We start from the raw sequence: 14,544 nt of genomic DNA on the forward strand, positions 1-14,544 counted from the left end.
ACCTTCCCCTGGCCCCTGATCAGGCCAGCGTCAGCTCGATGACGGGGATGAGCACGTCCGGGCGCTGCACGGGCAGGTGCACCGTCAGGGTGCCCTCGGCCTCACCTGCGGGCGTCATGTGGGACGCCTGCTGTGAGGGGTCGCTGACGGAGGTCCTGAGCCACGATCCGTCGTTCAGGAGCCGTGCGTAGCTGACCTTGCCCGCAAGCTCAGGCAGGTGGACGAAGCCCAGCGGCCAGGCGTGCAGGTGCAGGTAGAGGCGGTTGCCGCGCAACGTGTAGACGCCCTCCCGCGGCGGAGAGAAGGGGGCATGCCCGCATCCGACGACGGCGTCGCGGTGCAGGTCCATCCACTCCCCCAGCTCGGCAAGGGTCGCCGCGTCGTGCGGCGTGATCGCCCCGCGGCCGTCGGGGCCGATGTTGAGCAGCATGTTGCCGTCCATGGAGACGGAGTCGGCGAGCATCTGCGCCAACAGCACCGCCGGCTTGTGGTCGACGTTGTCCCGGTGGTAGCCCCACGACCCGTTCATCGTCTGGCACGCCTCCCACACCTGCGGCACGCCGTCGCGCTCGAGTGGTTGGGTCGGCTGGTACTGCTCCGGGGTCACGAAGTCGGCGGGGATGCCGAGGCGGTCGTTGATCAGCATGTCGGGCTGCAGCTCGCGGCACATCGCGAGCAGCGCCTCGGCGCCCCAGTCCTCCGGGCCCTTGCCGCGCCAGCCCTGCTTCGTCTCCGGGTAGGTGAAGTCGTAGAAGAGATAGTCGATGGGCCCGTAGCCGGTGAGCAGCTCGCGGACCTGGCCGTGCAGGAACTCCCGGTAGCGAGCCATGTCGCGGCCCTCGTTGAGCGCCTCGCCGGCCGGGTCGTCGCGGAGGGGGTGGACCCAGTCGACGGTGAAGTCGGGGTGGTGCCAGTCGATGAGCGAGTGGTAGAGCCCCACGCGGAGCCCCGCCACCCGGGCGGCGTCGACGAACTCGCGGACCAGGTCGCGGCCGCAGGCGACCTGCGAGGAGTAGTCAGTCAGCGCGGAGTCCCACAGCGCGAAGCCCTCGTGGTGCTTCGTGGTGAGGACGACGTATCCCATGCCCGCCGCCTTGGCCGCCGCCACGATGGCGCCCGCGTCAAAGCGGTCGGGGTCGAAGTGGTCGAAGTACTGCTGGTACTCGGCGTCGGTGAGACGCTCGTAGTTGCGGACCCACTCGTGCCGGGCGGCAGCGCTGTAGAGGCCGAAGTGGACAAAGAGACCGAACCGGGCGTCGGTGAACCAGTGCGACATTGCAGCTCCTGAGTCGGGGGCAGCCGTCATTGTGGCAGGTCCGCCGACTCCCGTCAGGCGGCACACCCGTCGTCGCGCCCCTCCACGCGACAGGCACCGGAAGGCTCGAGCTGGAACGTCGCGTGCGCCACCGAGAAGTGGGCCGCGACACACTCCCGCAGCGACTCCAGGATCTCGACGCTGTGGCCGTCATGGAAGCACTCCTCCCCCACCACCACGTGAGCGGTGAGCACCGGCAGCCCCGTCGCGACCGTCGAGGCGTGCAGGTCGTGCACGGACTCGACATGCTCAACCCCACCGAGGTGCACACGCAACTCCTCCAGGTCGAGGTCCGGCGGCGCGAACTCCATCAGCACCCGGGCGGTGTCCCGCAGGAGCAGCAGCGCCCTGGGCACGATGAGGGCGGCGATGAACAGCGCTGCGATCGCGTCGGCGCGTTGGTAGCCGGTGGTGGCGATCACGATGGCGGAGACGATGACGCCGAGCGAGCCGAGGGCGTCGTTGGCGACCTCGAGGAACGCCGCCCGCATGTTCATGTTGTGATCGCGACGGGAGCTGAGGATGAGCATGCCTGCCACGTTGGCGGCCAGCCCGATGACGCCGAAGAACAGAAGTTCCGGCCCGGGTACTTCCGGCGGGTTGATGAGGCGGCGGATGCCCTCGACGGCCGCATACCCGCCGACGGCGAGCAGCAGCGCGGCCTGGCCGAATGCGGCGATGACCTCGATCCGGCGGAACCCCCAGGTGCGACGCCCAGAGGCCGGGCGGGTCATCAGCGTCGCCGCGACCAGCGCAACGATCAGCCCTGCGACGTCGGTGAGTGCATGGACCGTGTCCGTCAGCAGCGCCAGGCTGCCAGTGAGGACGGCGCCGACAGCCTGGGCCACCACGACCGAACCGGTGAGCGCGACGACGACGGCAAGGGCCCCGCGGTGGCCTGACGCCGGCGCGTGAGAGTGACCGGCACCCATCAGGCCAGCCGCTTACTCATGGACGATCGGGCCGTGCCGAGATGCTCGGCGAGCGGAGCGTCAGGTGCAGCAGCGGGTAGGGGCGGCCCGCGTCGTCGACGTCCCTGCGGCCCGACACCTCGAAGCCGTGGGCAAGATAGAAGCCGAGCGCCTGCTGGTTCTGCTCGTTGACCTCGAGTTCCACCACGCTCTCCTCCCGGATGACGTGGTCGAGCAGTGCTGATCCGACGCCGTGGTGCCGGTGGTCGTTGTGGACGAACATCATCTCGAGGCGCCCGTCGGCCGTGCCGGTGAACCCCACGGGACGACCGTCCACCTCGGCGACGGTGACGCGGGCGTTCGGCAGGTAGGCGGCGGCCAGCATTGCCTCGATCTCCCAGAGGTCGGCCTCCTCGACGAAATCGTGGGTGGCGTCGACGGCGCTGCGCCAGACCTCGACGAGCACGGGGAACTCGTCCTCGTTGATGACCGGGCGGAGCAGGATCGCAGGTCGGGGCCCGGGCCCGGCCGGTGGCTGGACGTCGGCGTTCATGCCGTCAGCCTAGTCGTCCCCCGCCCCGCGGGAGGGGCGGGGGACGGACCGGCCAGCGTCAGGAGGCGCGAGCCACGCGGAGACGACCGGCCCGCAGGGGCTCGTCGGCGCCGTCCGCCAGTCCGAACATCGCGCGCCGCCAGCCGAACCAGCAGATCGCCACGGGGATCAGGGCACCGATCCAGGCGAGCGGGGCGGCGAGCGCCACGCCGAAGAAGCCGAGCGGAACCACCAGCAGGAGGCCGGCGGCGGCCCGCAGGATCAGCTCCATGAAGCCGCCGATCGTCGGGATCAGCGTCTCCCCGAGCCCCTGGACGGTGTTGCGCAGCACGAACACGCTGGCCAGGATCGGGTAGAGCAGGCCCTGCACGACGAGGTAGCCGTGCGCGGCCTCGACGACCTGCGGGGAGCCGCTGCCGACGAACAGCTGCGCGAGCGGCTCACCGGCGAGGATGACGAACGCGCCGAGGATGACCGCGAGGATCCACGTCAGGAGGCTGATCCGCCACACGCCGTGGCGGATGCGGTGCCAGCGGCCGGCGCCGCGGTTCTGCGCCACGAAGGTCGTCAGGGCCAGGCCGAACGACGCGAGCGGAGCGACGGCCAGCTGGTCGACACGGGCGGCCGCGGTGAACGCGGCGACCGCATCGGAGCCGAGACCGTTGATGGCGTACTGCAGGATGACGGCGCCGATGGCGATCACCGACATCTGGAAGCCCATGGCCAGGCCGGGGCGCAGCACCTCGCCGAGCTCACCCGGCGCGGAGCGCCAGTCGGCGCGCGTCAGGTGGAGGTGCGGCATACGACGCGCGATGAGCGCCAGGCAGAGGATCACCGAGATCAGCTGCGCGAGCACCGTCGCGAGGGCCGCGCCAGCCACGCCCCAGCCGAGCCCGCCGATGAAGGCGACGACGAGCACGACGTTGATGACGCAGCTGATCATCAGGAAGTACAGCGGCGTGCGGCTGTCACCCAATGCGCGGATGACGGCGGCGAGCAGGTTGTACGCCATGACGATAGGCGCGCCCCAGAAGGAGATGACGAGGAAGACCTCGGCGTCGGCCATCAGGTTGGACGGCGTCTGCATCAGCCGCAGGAGGGAGCGTGCGCCGACGACGCCGACCGCGGCCACCAGGGCCGCGATACCGACGGAGACGAGGATCGCATTGGCGAAGTACCGGCGCATCAGCGCCATGTCGCCAGCGCCGAACGCCCTGGCGATCGGAATCGCCAGGCCCCCGGAGGCACCGAAGGTGAAGCCGAGGAGCAGGAACATCAGGCTGCCGGTGGCACCGACGGACGCGAGGGCGTCGACGCCGATCATGCGGCCGACCACCGCGGCGTCGGTGAACTGGTACACCTGCTGGAACAGGTTGCCGATGAGGAGAGGGATGGTGAAGGCGACAATAACGCGGGTCGGCGCACCGACGGTCAGGTTGTTCATGGAGTTTCTTCGCGCGCTCGTAGAGGCAGTACGTGGGGGTGTGTGGGAAGGTCGCTGGGCCCGTGCAGTGACGCTCCGGGCAGCTCATTAGCCTACGCTTTTCCACGGCGTGCGCAAGTCGAGGGCGGCGTTTTCCACCGATGACTTAAACGTCACCGCTACGCCCTCACTCCAAGGGGCCCGTTGCCCCTCGCCGACAGTGTCGAATCAGACGCGTCGATACTGGGCCGTGATCGGGCACTCGAACGGGTCCCGCGCCGCGAGACCCACCTCGTTCAGGTAGCGGATCACGATGCCGTACGACGTGAGGAGCGACGTCTCGGTGTACGGCACGTCGAGCTTCTCGCAGAACTCGCGCACGATCGCCCTCGCCTTCCGCAGGTGCGGGCGGGGCATGTTCGGGAAGAGGTGGTGCTCGATCTGGTAGTTCAGGCCGCCCAGCAGGCTCGTCGCCCACCAGCCGCCGCGGATGTTCCGCGAGGTACGCACCTGCTTGGAGAAGAAGTCGAGCTTCGCGTCAGGGGCGATCACGGGCATGCCCTTGTGGTTGGGCGCGAACGAGGCCCCCATGTACACGCCGAAGACCGCGAGCTGCACGCCCATGAAGGCGAACGCCATGCCGACCGGCAGGAGGAGGAACACCGGCACCAGGATGAGGGCGAACCTGCCGAACACGATGGCCAGCTCGATCCAGCGCCCCTTCACGGCTCCCCTGGAGAAGAGGTGCTGGAAGCTCAGCCGGTGCAGGTTCAGCCCCTCGAGCGTGAGCAGCGGGAAGAACAGCCAGCCCTGGCGCAGCGTGATCCAGCGACGCAGGCCCCTCGCGGTGGCCGCGTCCTCCTCCACGAAGGAGATGGTGTCGATCGCGATGTCGGGGTCCTTCGACACGCGGTTCGGGTTGCCGTGATGGCGGGTGTGCTTGCTGTCCCACCACGAGAAGCTCATGCCGATCGTCCCGGCGAGGATACGCGCGAGCCGGGCATTCGCAGGGGCGCTGGTGAGGATCTGCTTGTGGCCGGCCTCGTGTGCCAGGAACGCCACCTGGGTGAACAGGACGCCGAACGCAGCGGCGATGAGCAGCTGGAACCAGCTGTTTCCGAGCAGCACGAAACCGGTGACGGCACCGCTGAGACCGAGAACGATCAGCACGCCGACCATCAGGTAGAACCAGCCTGCGCGGCGCAGGAGGCCCTGCTCCTTCACCCGCTGGGACACCTCGGTGTAGGCGCGGATCAGCGGCGGATAGTCAGACGCATCGACGTAGCGTCGCCACGTGCGAGCCTGCGGCCTGTCGAGAGTGGAACTGGGCATGATCGGCCCCTGTCCTGTGTCGGGGCGCGAACGCCTCGTCCGGATGCCAAGGGCGAACGCCGAAAGCTACCACCAACGGTACCCTCCGGCTGAGCAGGGTCCGGGCCATGCCCGAAAGGCGGCACTGCAGGGCCGTGGCCTGGCCGTGACGGCGGTCGATAGGCTGGCGCGTCGACATCGAGGAGCAGGTTCTCCGGAAGGGCGACTGCACCGTCGGCGCGACCGTCGATCTGATCGAGCACAAGTGGCTCTGGCTCGACGCCACGCGCAACGACTGCCCCGGCGTGCTCGGCGGTTCCAGCGGCTCCCCGCTCATCGCGGACGGCGAGATCGTGTCGGTCATCAACACCACCAACGGCGGAGTCTCCCCGGAGCTGGGCGACACCTGCTACCTCGGCAAGCCGTGTGAGGTGTCGGGCACGACCGCCACGTTCGAGCCGGACACCAGCTACGGCGTCGACATCGCGGGGATAGGCTCCTGCTTCGTCGACGGCGTCTTCGCGTTGGGCGAGGCCTGCCCGCTTCCCGGGACGACCCTCGACGCGGTCAACGGCGGCGGCATCTACAACCTCGACGGCGTCGACGAGGCCGGATTCGGGCCGAGTTGGAGATCCTCCCTGGCGCCGGCGTCGAGGTCGCCGTGCTCCAGGGGCTGCCGATCGGCGACGGTCGCACCTGCACCGACCCGGCCGCCTACGCGGATGCCGACGTGGTCGCCGTCGACCCGTCGGCGGACACCGCCCAGCTGCCGGTCTCCCTCCCGGGGACCCACGGATTCTCGCTGGTGTGCGCCGCCGTCCCCGGCAAGGAGGACGCCGCCGCCAGGTTCGTGTTCAGCAGCGACGGCGTGGGCTCGGCGACTGCGCCGCGGCTGGCCGTCAGCGGCCTGGGCGACGGGGGCGTCATGGTGGACCCGCTGTTCGAGATCCCCGACATCGCGAACCTCCACGTGCTCTACGGCCCACCAGCGAGCACCGACTGCGCCGACCGGGACGCCTACTTCCCCTACCGCCGACAGTCGTTCTTCATCGAGGCTGAGGAGTTGCCGGTCCGCTTCTGCGCCGTCGGTTTCAACATGGCAGGAAACGAGTCGCCGGTCAGCGAACAGGTACTTGAGAAGCCGTAACCCTCCGGGACCGCCCCCGACGGCACAGCCTGGGACCGGGCTCTCGGCCGGGGGTGGTAATTCGCCCCTCGGATCCGTGGGAAAATGGGGTATGTGAACAGCGCACCCCCAGCCATCAAGAAGATCGTCGGTAGCAAAGCGGGCCAGGTGCCCTGGGCGCGTGAGGCGGTCGGCGTGTTGCGCGAAACCGCCTCCCACTACGGCGCCACCATCACCTACCCGGAGCTGGCGGCGGAGGTGCAGCGCCGCTCCGGTGTTCATACGAGCAGCGAGTCGCGCACATGGCTCGGCGGTGTGCTCCGGCTCGCGGCGACGGCCTGCCAGGGTCGCGATCTGCCGCCGCTCCTGTCGCTCGCGGTGAATCCGCGTGACGGTCACGTCGCCCCCGTCTACGACGCCGTCCGCCAGGCTGAGGGGCTCCCGCCGTTCGAGACGAAGTCGGACCGGGAACGCCACGCGGCCGAGAGCCGCCTCGCCTGCTACCGCGCCTTCTGCGACGCAGTGCCGGAGGATGCCCGTCCCATGAGCGCGCGGTCGAAGACCCCAGCCGCGACGACGACCCGCCGCAAGCCGGAGCCTGTCGAGCTCCGCGCACCGGTCTGCCCGAGCTGCTTCATCGAGTTGCCCCTCATGGGTGGCGACTGCCCGAACTGCAACTAGCCGGGCCTGCCCGGCGATGCGGCAGGATCATCTCCATGGATGATCTGCACGTGCCGCCGGGTCCCGGCATCCCCCAGGGCCTGCGCATCCCGGCGCATGAACTGGCCGAGCAGTTCACGCACGCGTCCGGCCCCGGAGGCCAGGGCGTGAACACCAGCGACTCCCGCGTCCAGCTGAGCCTCGACCTGGCAGCGACGACGGCATTGAGCGATGCCCAGCGCGAGCGGGCGCTCGCCGGCCTCGCGGCTCGACTCGTCGGCACCACGCTGACGGTCAGCGCGGCGGAACACCGCTCGCAGTTGCGCAACCGTGCCACCGCCCGGCTCCGCCTCGCGTCTCTCCTGCGGGAGGCGCTCGCCCCGCCTCCGCGGGCCCGCCGGGCGACGAAGCCGACCCGCGGCTCCCAGCTGCGACGACTCGAGGCCAAGCGTTCCCGGGGCGAGACGAAGCGGGGCCGTCGCCGGCCCAGCCTGGACTGACACCGTCGGCTCGTCAGCCCAACTCCTCCGCCAGGCCGATCAGGATCCCCTCGGGGCCCCGGACGTAACAGACTCAACCTCTGAGCGCGGCCTGGATCTCGCGGATGACGTCACCGAGGATTCCGCGCGACAGCAGTCCGGGGCCGAGCGGTCCGCCCGAGTCCGTTCCGAGGTGCGGCAGGAGACCGAGCACCTCGCGTTCCTCAAGGGTCAGCTCCGCCAGTTGCCAGGCGAGCTCGGCGCGTCCGACCGTCTCCCCCTCGGCGACGGTGACCGCCTTCACGGCGTACGCAGCCGCCCCCAGCGCGTGGGCCCCCATGTGGGCGACGGCGGAGGCCTGGGCCACCGATCGCGCCGCCGCGGCCCCGGCTGGAGTCGTGGCGGCGCCCGCGGCCTTGACGGCGATCATCCGCTTCGTGATCTCCTCGGCCGCCGTGCTCCCGCCGCCTGCGTAGGCCAGGGTGCGGGCGAGCGCATCGCGGATCTGTTCCTCGGCGACCGGGTCCGCGACGAAGAGCGGAGCCACCCGCCCGGCACACGCGGCCGCCCACCGCGCGACGACCCGTCGCTGCGGGTCATCGAGCGCCTGGTTCGACGTCACGAGCCGACCCCTCCCATCGTCGACTGCGACCCACTCGCCGCGACCGGTCCGCGTCCTGTCGCCGAGCGCACGTAGTGCCGGATCATCGCCGCGAAGACCACCAGCCACACCGCCGCTGCGACCACCACCGTCGCCGTTCCGATCCCCTCGACGATCGGGAGCCGGTCGACGCGGCCCAGGTTGATCGACGCCACCGCGAACATGCCGACGGGGAACACGATCGACCACAGTGTCGGAACGTAGGCCAGCGGAACGCGGTGTCTGACGTGTCGCCAGAACCCGGCCCCGATCAGCATGGGGATGAGCCACAGGCAGAAGGTCCAGAAGATGGCGACGGTGCCGGCGATCAGGCGGCCGGTCGCTGCCACCATGGGGCTCGGATCCATCTCCACGATGCGGCTTCCGGCCACCACCGCGATCGCCATCGCCCCCATTGCCACCCAGTACGGGGGCTCGAACTGCTCGGCGGTGATGCCGTAGTGCACGATCCGCAGCAGGACGAGCATGGCGACGGCGGCGTACAGGGCAACGCCGACCGACCAGGACAGCACGGCGAGCAGCGCGAGCCAGGCCTGTCCCTGCCGCACGAGGGGCTGGACCATGCTCATGCCGATGGCCAGGGACTGGCTGGCGACCGCCCAGATGAACCACGTCCCGTTGACCCGGGCCAGGATCGGTCCGCCGTCACGACGCATGAGTACCTGCCAGGGCAGCAGGTAGCCGAAGACGAACCACACGAGCGCCGCGAATCCGACCAGGGCCATGGCCACACCGCTGAGCCCGGCCGCCAGCAACCGGACCGCGAGCACGTCGGTGGCGGCAACGACGGTGAAGTACGCGAAGGCGGTCTCCGGGCTGCGGAGGTCGTGCAGCATCGCCCGCCGGAAGGCAACGGCCCGCCACACGTACAGCCCCCACAGACCGACGTAGGAGGCCGCCGCGACGATCAGCAGCGCCAGCGAGAGGGTCGACCAGCCGACCTCGTGCAGCCCGATGGAGACGATGCCGGTTCCCATCACCATGGCGAAGTAGCCGGGCGACAGTGTCTCGACGGCCCGCGTCACCCAGCCCTGGTGCGCCGGCGTGGTCGGTGCTGTTGTCCGCATGGCCCAACGCTAACGGTGAGCAGCGCTTCCAGGGGCCGGGAATGCACAGGACTCCGCGTCCGCCCCGCCGGCGCGGGTTATGGTCGACGCAGGCCCTGAGACGGCGTCGTGCGGGCACCCTGATCGGGCCGGTCCAAGGAGGACGACCATGGTCACAGGCCCCGACGTGTCCGACGAGGTCTCTCTCGCCGCCGCATTCACCAGGGAACATCACGAGATCGACACGGCCATCGAGGATTTCCTCGCCTCGGCCGAGACCGACCAGGTGCTCCGCACCGCGCCGCTTCTGCGCGCGGTGGAGGCGCTGCGTCGTCACATCTATCTCGAGGAGGAGATCGTCTTTCCCAATCTCCCGCCGGGCCCCCTGCGGATGCCGTTGATGGTGATGCGGCGTGAGCACGGTGAGCTGTGGCGGCGCATGGACGATCTCGAGCGGCGTGTCGCGGCCCCAGCGGCCGGTGAGGACCTGGACGGGGCCTGCCGCGACCTGTTGGCGCTGTTGGAGACCCACAACGCGAAGGAGGAGCCGATCATTTACCCCCACATGGACGCCGACCTCGACGACGATGAGCGCACCCGCGTGCGGGACCTGTTCGAGAGCGGAACCCTGCCCGCCGGATGGGTGTGTCAGGACGCCTGAGCGCCGTCTCGGACACCGTGCCACTCCCCCACCAGGCAGGGCTAAGGTGGTTTTTATCACGAATCTTTCGTGTTAATCAGGAGGGAAGAGGATGTCAGCCGAAGCTGGGCCCGAGGAGCCCCTCGCCGCGACGGTCGGCTATCTGATCAAGACCCTGCGGGCCCTCGGCCGATCGGGCAACCCCGACGGAGCCAACCGGCTGGCCGCCCAGGCCTGGCTCGCGTTGCGCGATGACGCTCCTCGCCAGGCCGAGCGGATCAACGGCGCGATGCACTACCTCGCCCGACTACCGCAGGTGACCCGACCTGGTACGACCAGTTCACCCGACACCATGGAGGAAGCATGAGCGACGACCCCAAGCTCGACGTCCGCAACGACCCGCCGCAGCGGCGGCACGAACTGATTCTGCAGAACTATCACGCCCTCGAGTCGGGCAAGGGTTTCGAGTTGGTCAACGACCACGACCCGAAGCCGCTCTGGTACCAGTTCGACGCGGAGTTCAAGAACCAGTTCACGTGGGACTACCTCGAGCAGGGCCCCACTGTATGGAGGGTCCGGATCGGCAAGCCCGCGGCCTGAGCCGCCGGCGTCCTGGGGTGACAGTCACCCCAGGACGTCCCGGCTCACTCCGGAGCGTATTCATCCTCCAGGCGCTCAGCGCCGGGAGCGCGCTCCGGAGCCTCGCCCGCCGGACCCGCGCCTCCTCCACCGTCCCGGAAGGCCGTTCCCTCGCCCCGCTGGGAACGCGAGAACTCGCTGATCTCGGCCTCCACCCGCCTGGTGTACGGCAGGAACAGCAGCGCGACGATCCCGATGAGGCCGAAGATGATCGGCACGCCCGCCGTCGCGAATCTGATTCCCCACTGTGCCGTCTCCGACTGCACCTGCGCCGCCTGGTCGTAGCCGTAGGCCGCGATGACCCACAGGAAGATCGTGGTCTGCGTGCCGGTGACCGGAGCGGACATCAGGGCCCGCAGCGAGGCGAACGAGCCTGTCTTGCGCGTCCCGGTGAGCCGCTCGTTGTCGTCGATGAGCGCCCCCTCCAGCGCGACGCCCGCCGTCATGATGGTGTACCTGCCGGTCATGATGAACATGTAGCTGATCAGCACCTGCCACCACTGGGTCACGAAGAACAGCGCAGCCAGGCCACCCAGGTACGGCACGAAGGCGATGAAGATGGCGGTGCGGCTGCCCAGCCGCTTGATGGCCCTGGCCACCAGCGGCAGGAGGAGGAGCACGACGACCATGGAGCCGACGTCGGTGATGGTCGCTTCGATCCCCGAGCTGCGGATGACGTGGTCCATCAGGTACAGGAAGGCCGTGAAGTACATGCCCATGGGTGCCATCGCGGTGGTGCCGAACCCGAACCAGGCCCAGAACGCCCGCATCGAGAAGATCGACTTCGCGTCGCTCTTCAGCTGCTTCCAGGAGACCGCCTGATCTCCCGCGTCGCCCCGCTCATAGAGCTCGGGCGGATCCTTCAGCTTGATTGCCGGCACGAGATAGAGGGCAGCGTTCAGGACCACGACCCCCATCAGGATGGTGGCCAGCGTGGTGTGTTCGGTGATGGCGTCACCGACCAGGAGCTGGGTGGCCAGGATGGTCGCGAAGGCCGAGGTGATGTTGCCCACCCACGCCTTGACGACCTCGACGTCGATCCGGTCCTCGCGGGTGGGTGCGGCCAGGTAGCCGTAGCTGACGGCCGAGATCATGTAGAGCGTCGAGGCGACGTCGAAGAGGAAGAGTTCCAGCAGGAAGACGGCGAGGATCACGCCCTGCGGCCAGGACGGGCTGCTCCACGCCATGGCCGCCAGTCCGACCAGCATGAGCGGGATCGTGCGCCGCATGACGAACAGGAACTTCCCCCGGCCGGGGCGGTACCGCATCTTGTCGAGCAGCACCCCGAAGATCGGGTCGTTGAGGATGTTCCACAGGTTGAATGCGAGGTAGACCCACCCCACGTACTCCGGCGAGAGCCCGATGACGTCCGTGTAGAACTTGATGTAGACGTTGTGGATGATGACGTTCGACATCCACGTCGCCGGCAGGGGCGTCGCCAGCAGCAGCTTGTGCTTGAACGGGAGCGCCATCGCCGCCCCTACCGCTCCACGCTCAGCTCGAAGCGGCCGGGCGCGGGGTCGATGAGAATCCAGGGCCCCTGCTGTGCTGCCTCGACCTCGACGCCGTCACACAGGACGGTGACGCGACGGGGTTCGCCCGTCTCCGGGACGAAGAACACCGACGGCTGCTCGCCGTCGTCGCCGATCCAGGTGGCGACCAGCCCACCGTCGCGCACCGACCAGGACTCTGCGGTGCCGGCGAAGGCGACGGGGCGGGGACGGGTCAGCGTCGCAGCGGCCTCCGATGAGGCGAAACCCGGCTCCCACACCCAGTAGGTCCAGGACCAGCCGTACGTGTCGAACAGGTCCATGAGGAACTCGCCGTGCCTGCGGACGCCGTCACCGAGGCTGAGCGCTCCCCACTCCCCCACGATCACCGGGACCCCGAGCCGCTCCTGCGTCTCCCTGTGGCGGGAGAAGATGACACCGGCGCGGATGTCGGAGGACAGGGCGATGGCGGGGGTGTCGACGGTGAGGTCGTAGCCGTGCGGCGAGTACACCCAGGCGGGATCGGCCAGTGGCGGCTGCCCTGACGGGACCCCGAGGTTGGCGAAGTACGAGTGTTCGCGGGCGATCAGCTTCTCACCGTCGACGGCCCGGACAGCGGCGGCCACCTTGTCCATCATCGGCGCCACCGCACCCACCTCGAAGTCCCGGACGAGCGGGTGGATCGCGTCGCCGAGCTGCCGGTACAGGGCCTCGTCCTCGAGGCGGGCGAGCTGGGCGAACTTCGCCTCGGGATCACCGAAGTCGGCGAAGACCTGCTGCGGATCCTGGCCGGAGACGGCGGCGAACGTGCCGATGAGTGCTTCGAAGATCTGCGGCGCCGGCGAGCCGGGGGCAGGCTCGTTGAGCAGGTCGTGTCCCATGACGGCCGGGTGTCGCCCGACGCGTCGGGCGACGTGGGCCCACATGGCGGCGAACCGGTCCTGCAGACCGACGCCGCCCGGGCCGGGCGCGTTGGCCCAGAACGCGTCGAGCGCCTCGTGCAGCGCCGGGCTGGCGAGGTAGGCATCGCTCCAGAGGTCGGTCGCCTCGAACGCCTGGCTGCTCTGTGTCGCCCAATGGGGGGCGCCGTCGCCGAAGCTCTGCGAGTAGAGGTCCTGGTGGGAGTCCAGCAGCGCGACCATCCCCGCGTCGCGGAGGAGGTCCAACTGCTCCACAACCCAGTCGAGATAGGCGTCGTCGTAGACGCCTGGTTCGGGTTCGACGGCGGCCCACATGACTCCGAGGCGCACCAGGTCGAAGCCGCGCGCGCGGAGGTCGTCGATGTCGTCCTTCGACCACTCGCCCTTGAAGCCGCGCTCGACGAAGGTGCCGTGTGGCTCCTGGCCGCCCTTCGCCACCAGGTTGATCCCGCGGAACACCCGCTGCCGGCCGAAAGCGTCCCGAAGTCTGGTCCCATCAATGGTGATGGGCATGTCGTCCTCTCGCGTGCCTCGTCGCACGCGCCAAAGGCTGTCACAGGCAAGTCGGCCGCAGGCGGAATCAGGGCAAGTCAGAGGCGGCCGCCCGGCCACTCCTGATCACCGGCCAACATTCCCCACGCACTACCCGTACCCCGTTCAACGGATTGTCGGCGCCCACCAATAGTCTGTGCAGCGAATTGAGGAGCCGGCTCACTGAGGAGCCCTCCCAAGAGGCAGCCCCGCTGCCTGGCGAAAGGAGTGCTGTGAAGAAGGCGGCTTGGATTGGCATCGTCGCTGTCGCGATCGTCATCGCATTCGCAGGTGGCCTGGTGGGGCCGAAACTCTGGGGCCTCGCAGGCTGGGGCACCTCGTCAGAATCGCATGACCGCCAGGTGATTGCCGCCGTTCAGCGCACAGAGGAGATCGCCCTGGTGAGCCTCGGCATCGAGGGGATCCTCGATGAATCCAAGGAGTCGACATTCCTGGGGGTGAAGGTGCCCGGCTCCAAGCGCCTCACCCTCATGCAGTACGGATTCACGGCGAAGCTCGGCGTCGACGGCGCCGGCGTCAGGATCGAGCCGGCAGACGAGAACACGTACGAGATCTCGTTTCCGGAGTTCATCTTCATCGGCTTCGACGACCCGACATTCAAGGTCGCCGCTGAAGACAACGGGATCCTCAGTTGGGCCACTCCGGAGATCGATTCCCTCGAGATGGTCAACAAGGTGCTGACGGACGACGCGAAGTCGGAGTACATCGTCGCCAACGAGGAACTCCTCCAGGAGCAGGCGACCACTTTCTACACGTCGATCCTCCGGGCCGTGGACCCGGACATCGAGCTGACGTTCGTCTTCCGGCCGGCCACCTGA

General features: G+C 69.1%; 16 protein-coding genes. 7 read left to right on the forward strand and 9 right to left on the reverse strand.

Annotation, left to right across the window (positions count from 1 at the left end; genetic code table 11):
• Positions 1–19: 19 nt before the first annotated feature.
• The 5 genes from H9L22_RS09555 to H9L22_RS09575 all read right to left on the reverse strand — a co-directional run bounded on the left by H9L22_RS09555 (position 20) and on the right by H9L22_RS09575 (position 5,534).
• On the reverse strand, positions 20–1,276 hold the full coding sequence (locus tag H9L22_RS09555; RefSeq protein ID WP_264292437.1) for an alpha-L-fucosidase: 1,257 nt from the start codon (positions 1,274–1,276) through the stop codon (positions 20–22).
• Between the two features lie 53 nt (positions 1,277–1,329).
• On the reverse strand, positions 1,330–2,247 hold the full coding sequence (locus tag H9L22_RS09560; protein WP_187719725.1) for a cation diffusion facilitator family transporter: 918 nt from the start codon (positions 2,245–2,247) through the stop codon (positions 1,330–1,332).
• Positions 2,248–2,263: 16 nt separating this feature from the next.
• Entirely contained in the window at positions 2,264–2,779 is a 516-nt protein-coding gene (locus H9L22_RS09565; RefSeq protein WP_187719726.1) for a GNAT family N-acetyltransferase, read from the reverse strand.
• Positions 2,780–2,837: 58 nt separating this feature from the next.
• The gene (locus H9L22_RS09570; protein ID WP_187719727.1) at positions 2,838–4,223 is read right to left on the reverse strand and encodes an MATE family efflux transporter; all 1,386 of its coding nucleotides are present in this window, start codon (positions 4,221–4,223) and stop codon (positions 2,838–2,840) included.
• Between the two features lie 207 nt (positions 4,224–4,430).
• Positions 4,431–5,534, reverse strand: coding sequence for a fatty acid desaturase family protein (locus H9L22_RS09575; RefSeq protein ID WP_187719728.1), 1,104 nt, complete (start codon positions 5,532–5,534; stop codon positions 4,431–4,433).
• A gap of 604 nt (positions 5,535–6,138) precedes the next feature.
• On the opposite strand from H9L22_RS09575, the gene H9L22_RS09580 reads away from it, so the two are divergent.
• The 3 genes from H9L22_RS09580 (at position 6,139) to arfB (ending at position 7,799) form a co-directional block, all read left to right on the forward strand.
• Positions 6,139–6,660 carry a hypothetical protein gene (locus tag H9L22_RS09580; RefSeq protein WP_187719729.1) on the forward strand — a complete coding sequence of 174 codons (522 nt, stop codon included), beginning with the start codon at positions 6,139–6,141 and terminating at the stop codon, positions 6,658–6,660.
• A 93-nt stretch (positions 6,661–6,753) separates the two neighbouring features.
• Positions 6,754–7,320, forward strand: coding sequence for a hypothetical protein (locus H9L22_RS09585; RefSeq protein WP_187719730.1), 567 nt, complete (start codon positions 6,754–6,756; stop codon positions 7,318–7,320).
• Between the two features lie 29 nt (positions 7,321–7,349).
• Positions 7,350–7,799 (forward strand): alternative ribosome rescue aminoacyl-tRNA hydrolase ArfB, encoded by a 450-nt coding sequence (gene arfB / locus H9L22_RS09590; RefSeq protein ID WP_406707830.1) that lies wholly within the window; start codon positions 7,350–7,352, stop codon positions 7,797–7,799.
• A 73-nt stretch (positions 7,800–7,872) separates the two neighbouring features.
• On the opposite strand, the gene H9L22_RS09595 is transcribed toward arfB, so the two are convergent.
• Together H9L22_RS09595 and H9L22_RS09600 are read right to left on the reverse strand one after the other, a co-directional pair.
• Entirely contained in the window at positions 7,873–8,400 is a 528-nt protein-coding gene (locus tag H9L22_RS09595) for a putative immunity protein (protein ID WP_187719732.1), read from the reverse strand.
• The gene (locus H9L22_RS09600; RefSeq protein ID WP_187719733.1) at positions 8,397–9,506 is read right to left on the reverse strand and encodes a tellurite resistance/C4-dicarboxylate transporter family protein; all 1,110 of its coding nucleotides are present in this window, start codon (positions 9,504–9,506) and stop codon (positions 8,397–8,399) included. The genes H9L22_RS09595 and H9L22_RS09600 overlap by 4 nt, the downstream gene beginning before the upstream one ends.
• 148 nt (positions 9,507–9,654) lie before the next feature.
• On the opposite strand from H9L22_RS09600, the gene H9L22_RS09605 reads away from it, so the two are divergent.
• From H9L22_RS09605 to H9L22_RS09615, 3 genes are all read left to right on the forward strand, one after another.
• Positions 9,655–10,146 (forward strand): hemerythrin domain-containing protein, encoded by a 492-nt coding sequence (locus H9L22_RS09605; RefSeq protein ID WP_187719734.1) that lies wholly within the window; start codon positions 9,655–9,657, stop codon positions 10,144–10,146.
• A gap of 91 nt (positions 10,147–10,237) precedes the next feature.
• Positions 10,238–10,492, forward strand: a complete 255-nt coding sequence (locus tag H9L22_RS09610; RefSeq protein WP_187719735.1) for a hypothetical protein — start codon at positions 10,238–10,240, stop codon at positions 10,490–10,492.
• Positions 10,489–10,725 (forward strand): DUF2249 domain-containing protein, encoded by a 237-nt coding sequence (locus H9L22_RS09615; RefSeq protein ID WP_187719736.1) that lies wholly within the window; start codon positions 10,489–10,491, stop codon positions 10,723–10,725. The genes H9L22_RS09610 and H9L22_RS09615 overlap by 4 nt, the downstream gene beginning before the upstream one ends.
• A gap of 44 nt (positions 10,726–10,769) precedes the next feature.
• Here the strand turns inward: H9L22_RS09615 and H9L22_RS09620 are convergent, their stop codons facing one another.
• Together H9L22_RS09620 and H9L22_RS09625 are read right to left on the reverse strand one after the other, a co-directional pair.
• Entirely contained in the window at positions 10,770–12,236 is a 1,467-nt protein-coding gene (locus H9L22_RS09620; RefSeq protein WP_187719737.1) for an MFS transporter, read from the reverse strand.
• A gap of 8 nt (positions 12,237–12,244) precedes the next feature.
• Entirely contained in the window at positions 12,245–13,687 is a 1,443-nt protein-coding gene (locus H9L22_RS09625) for a glycoside hydrolase family 5 protein (protein ID WP_187719738.1), read from the reverse strand.
• Positions 13,688–13,938: 251 nt separating this feature from the next.
• Between H9L22_RS09625 and H9L22_RS09630 the strand changes: the two genes are divergently transcribed.
• On the forward strand, positions 13,939–14,544 hold the full coding sequence (locus tag H9L22_RS09630) for a hypothetical protein (RefSeq protein ID WP_187719739.1): 606 nt from the start codon (positions 13,939–13,941) through the stop codon (positions 14,542–14,544).

It is taken from the genome of Tessaracoccus defluvii, assembly GCF_014489575.1.
In the GTDB taxonomy this organism is placed as follows: domain Bacteria; phylum Actinomycetota; class Actinomycetes; order Propionibacteriales; family Propionibacteriaceae; genus Arachnia; species Arachnia defluvii.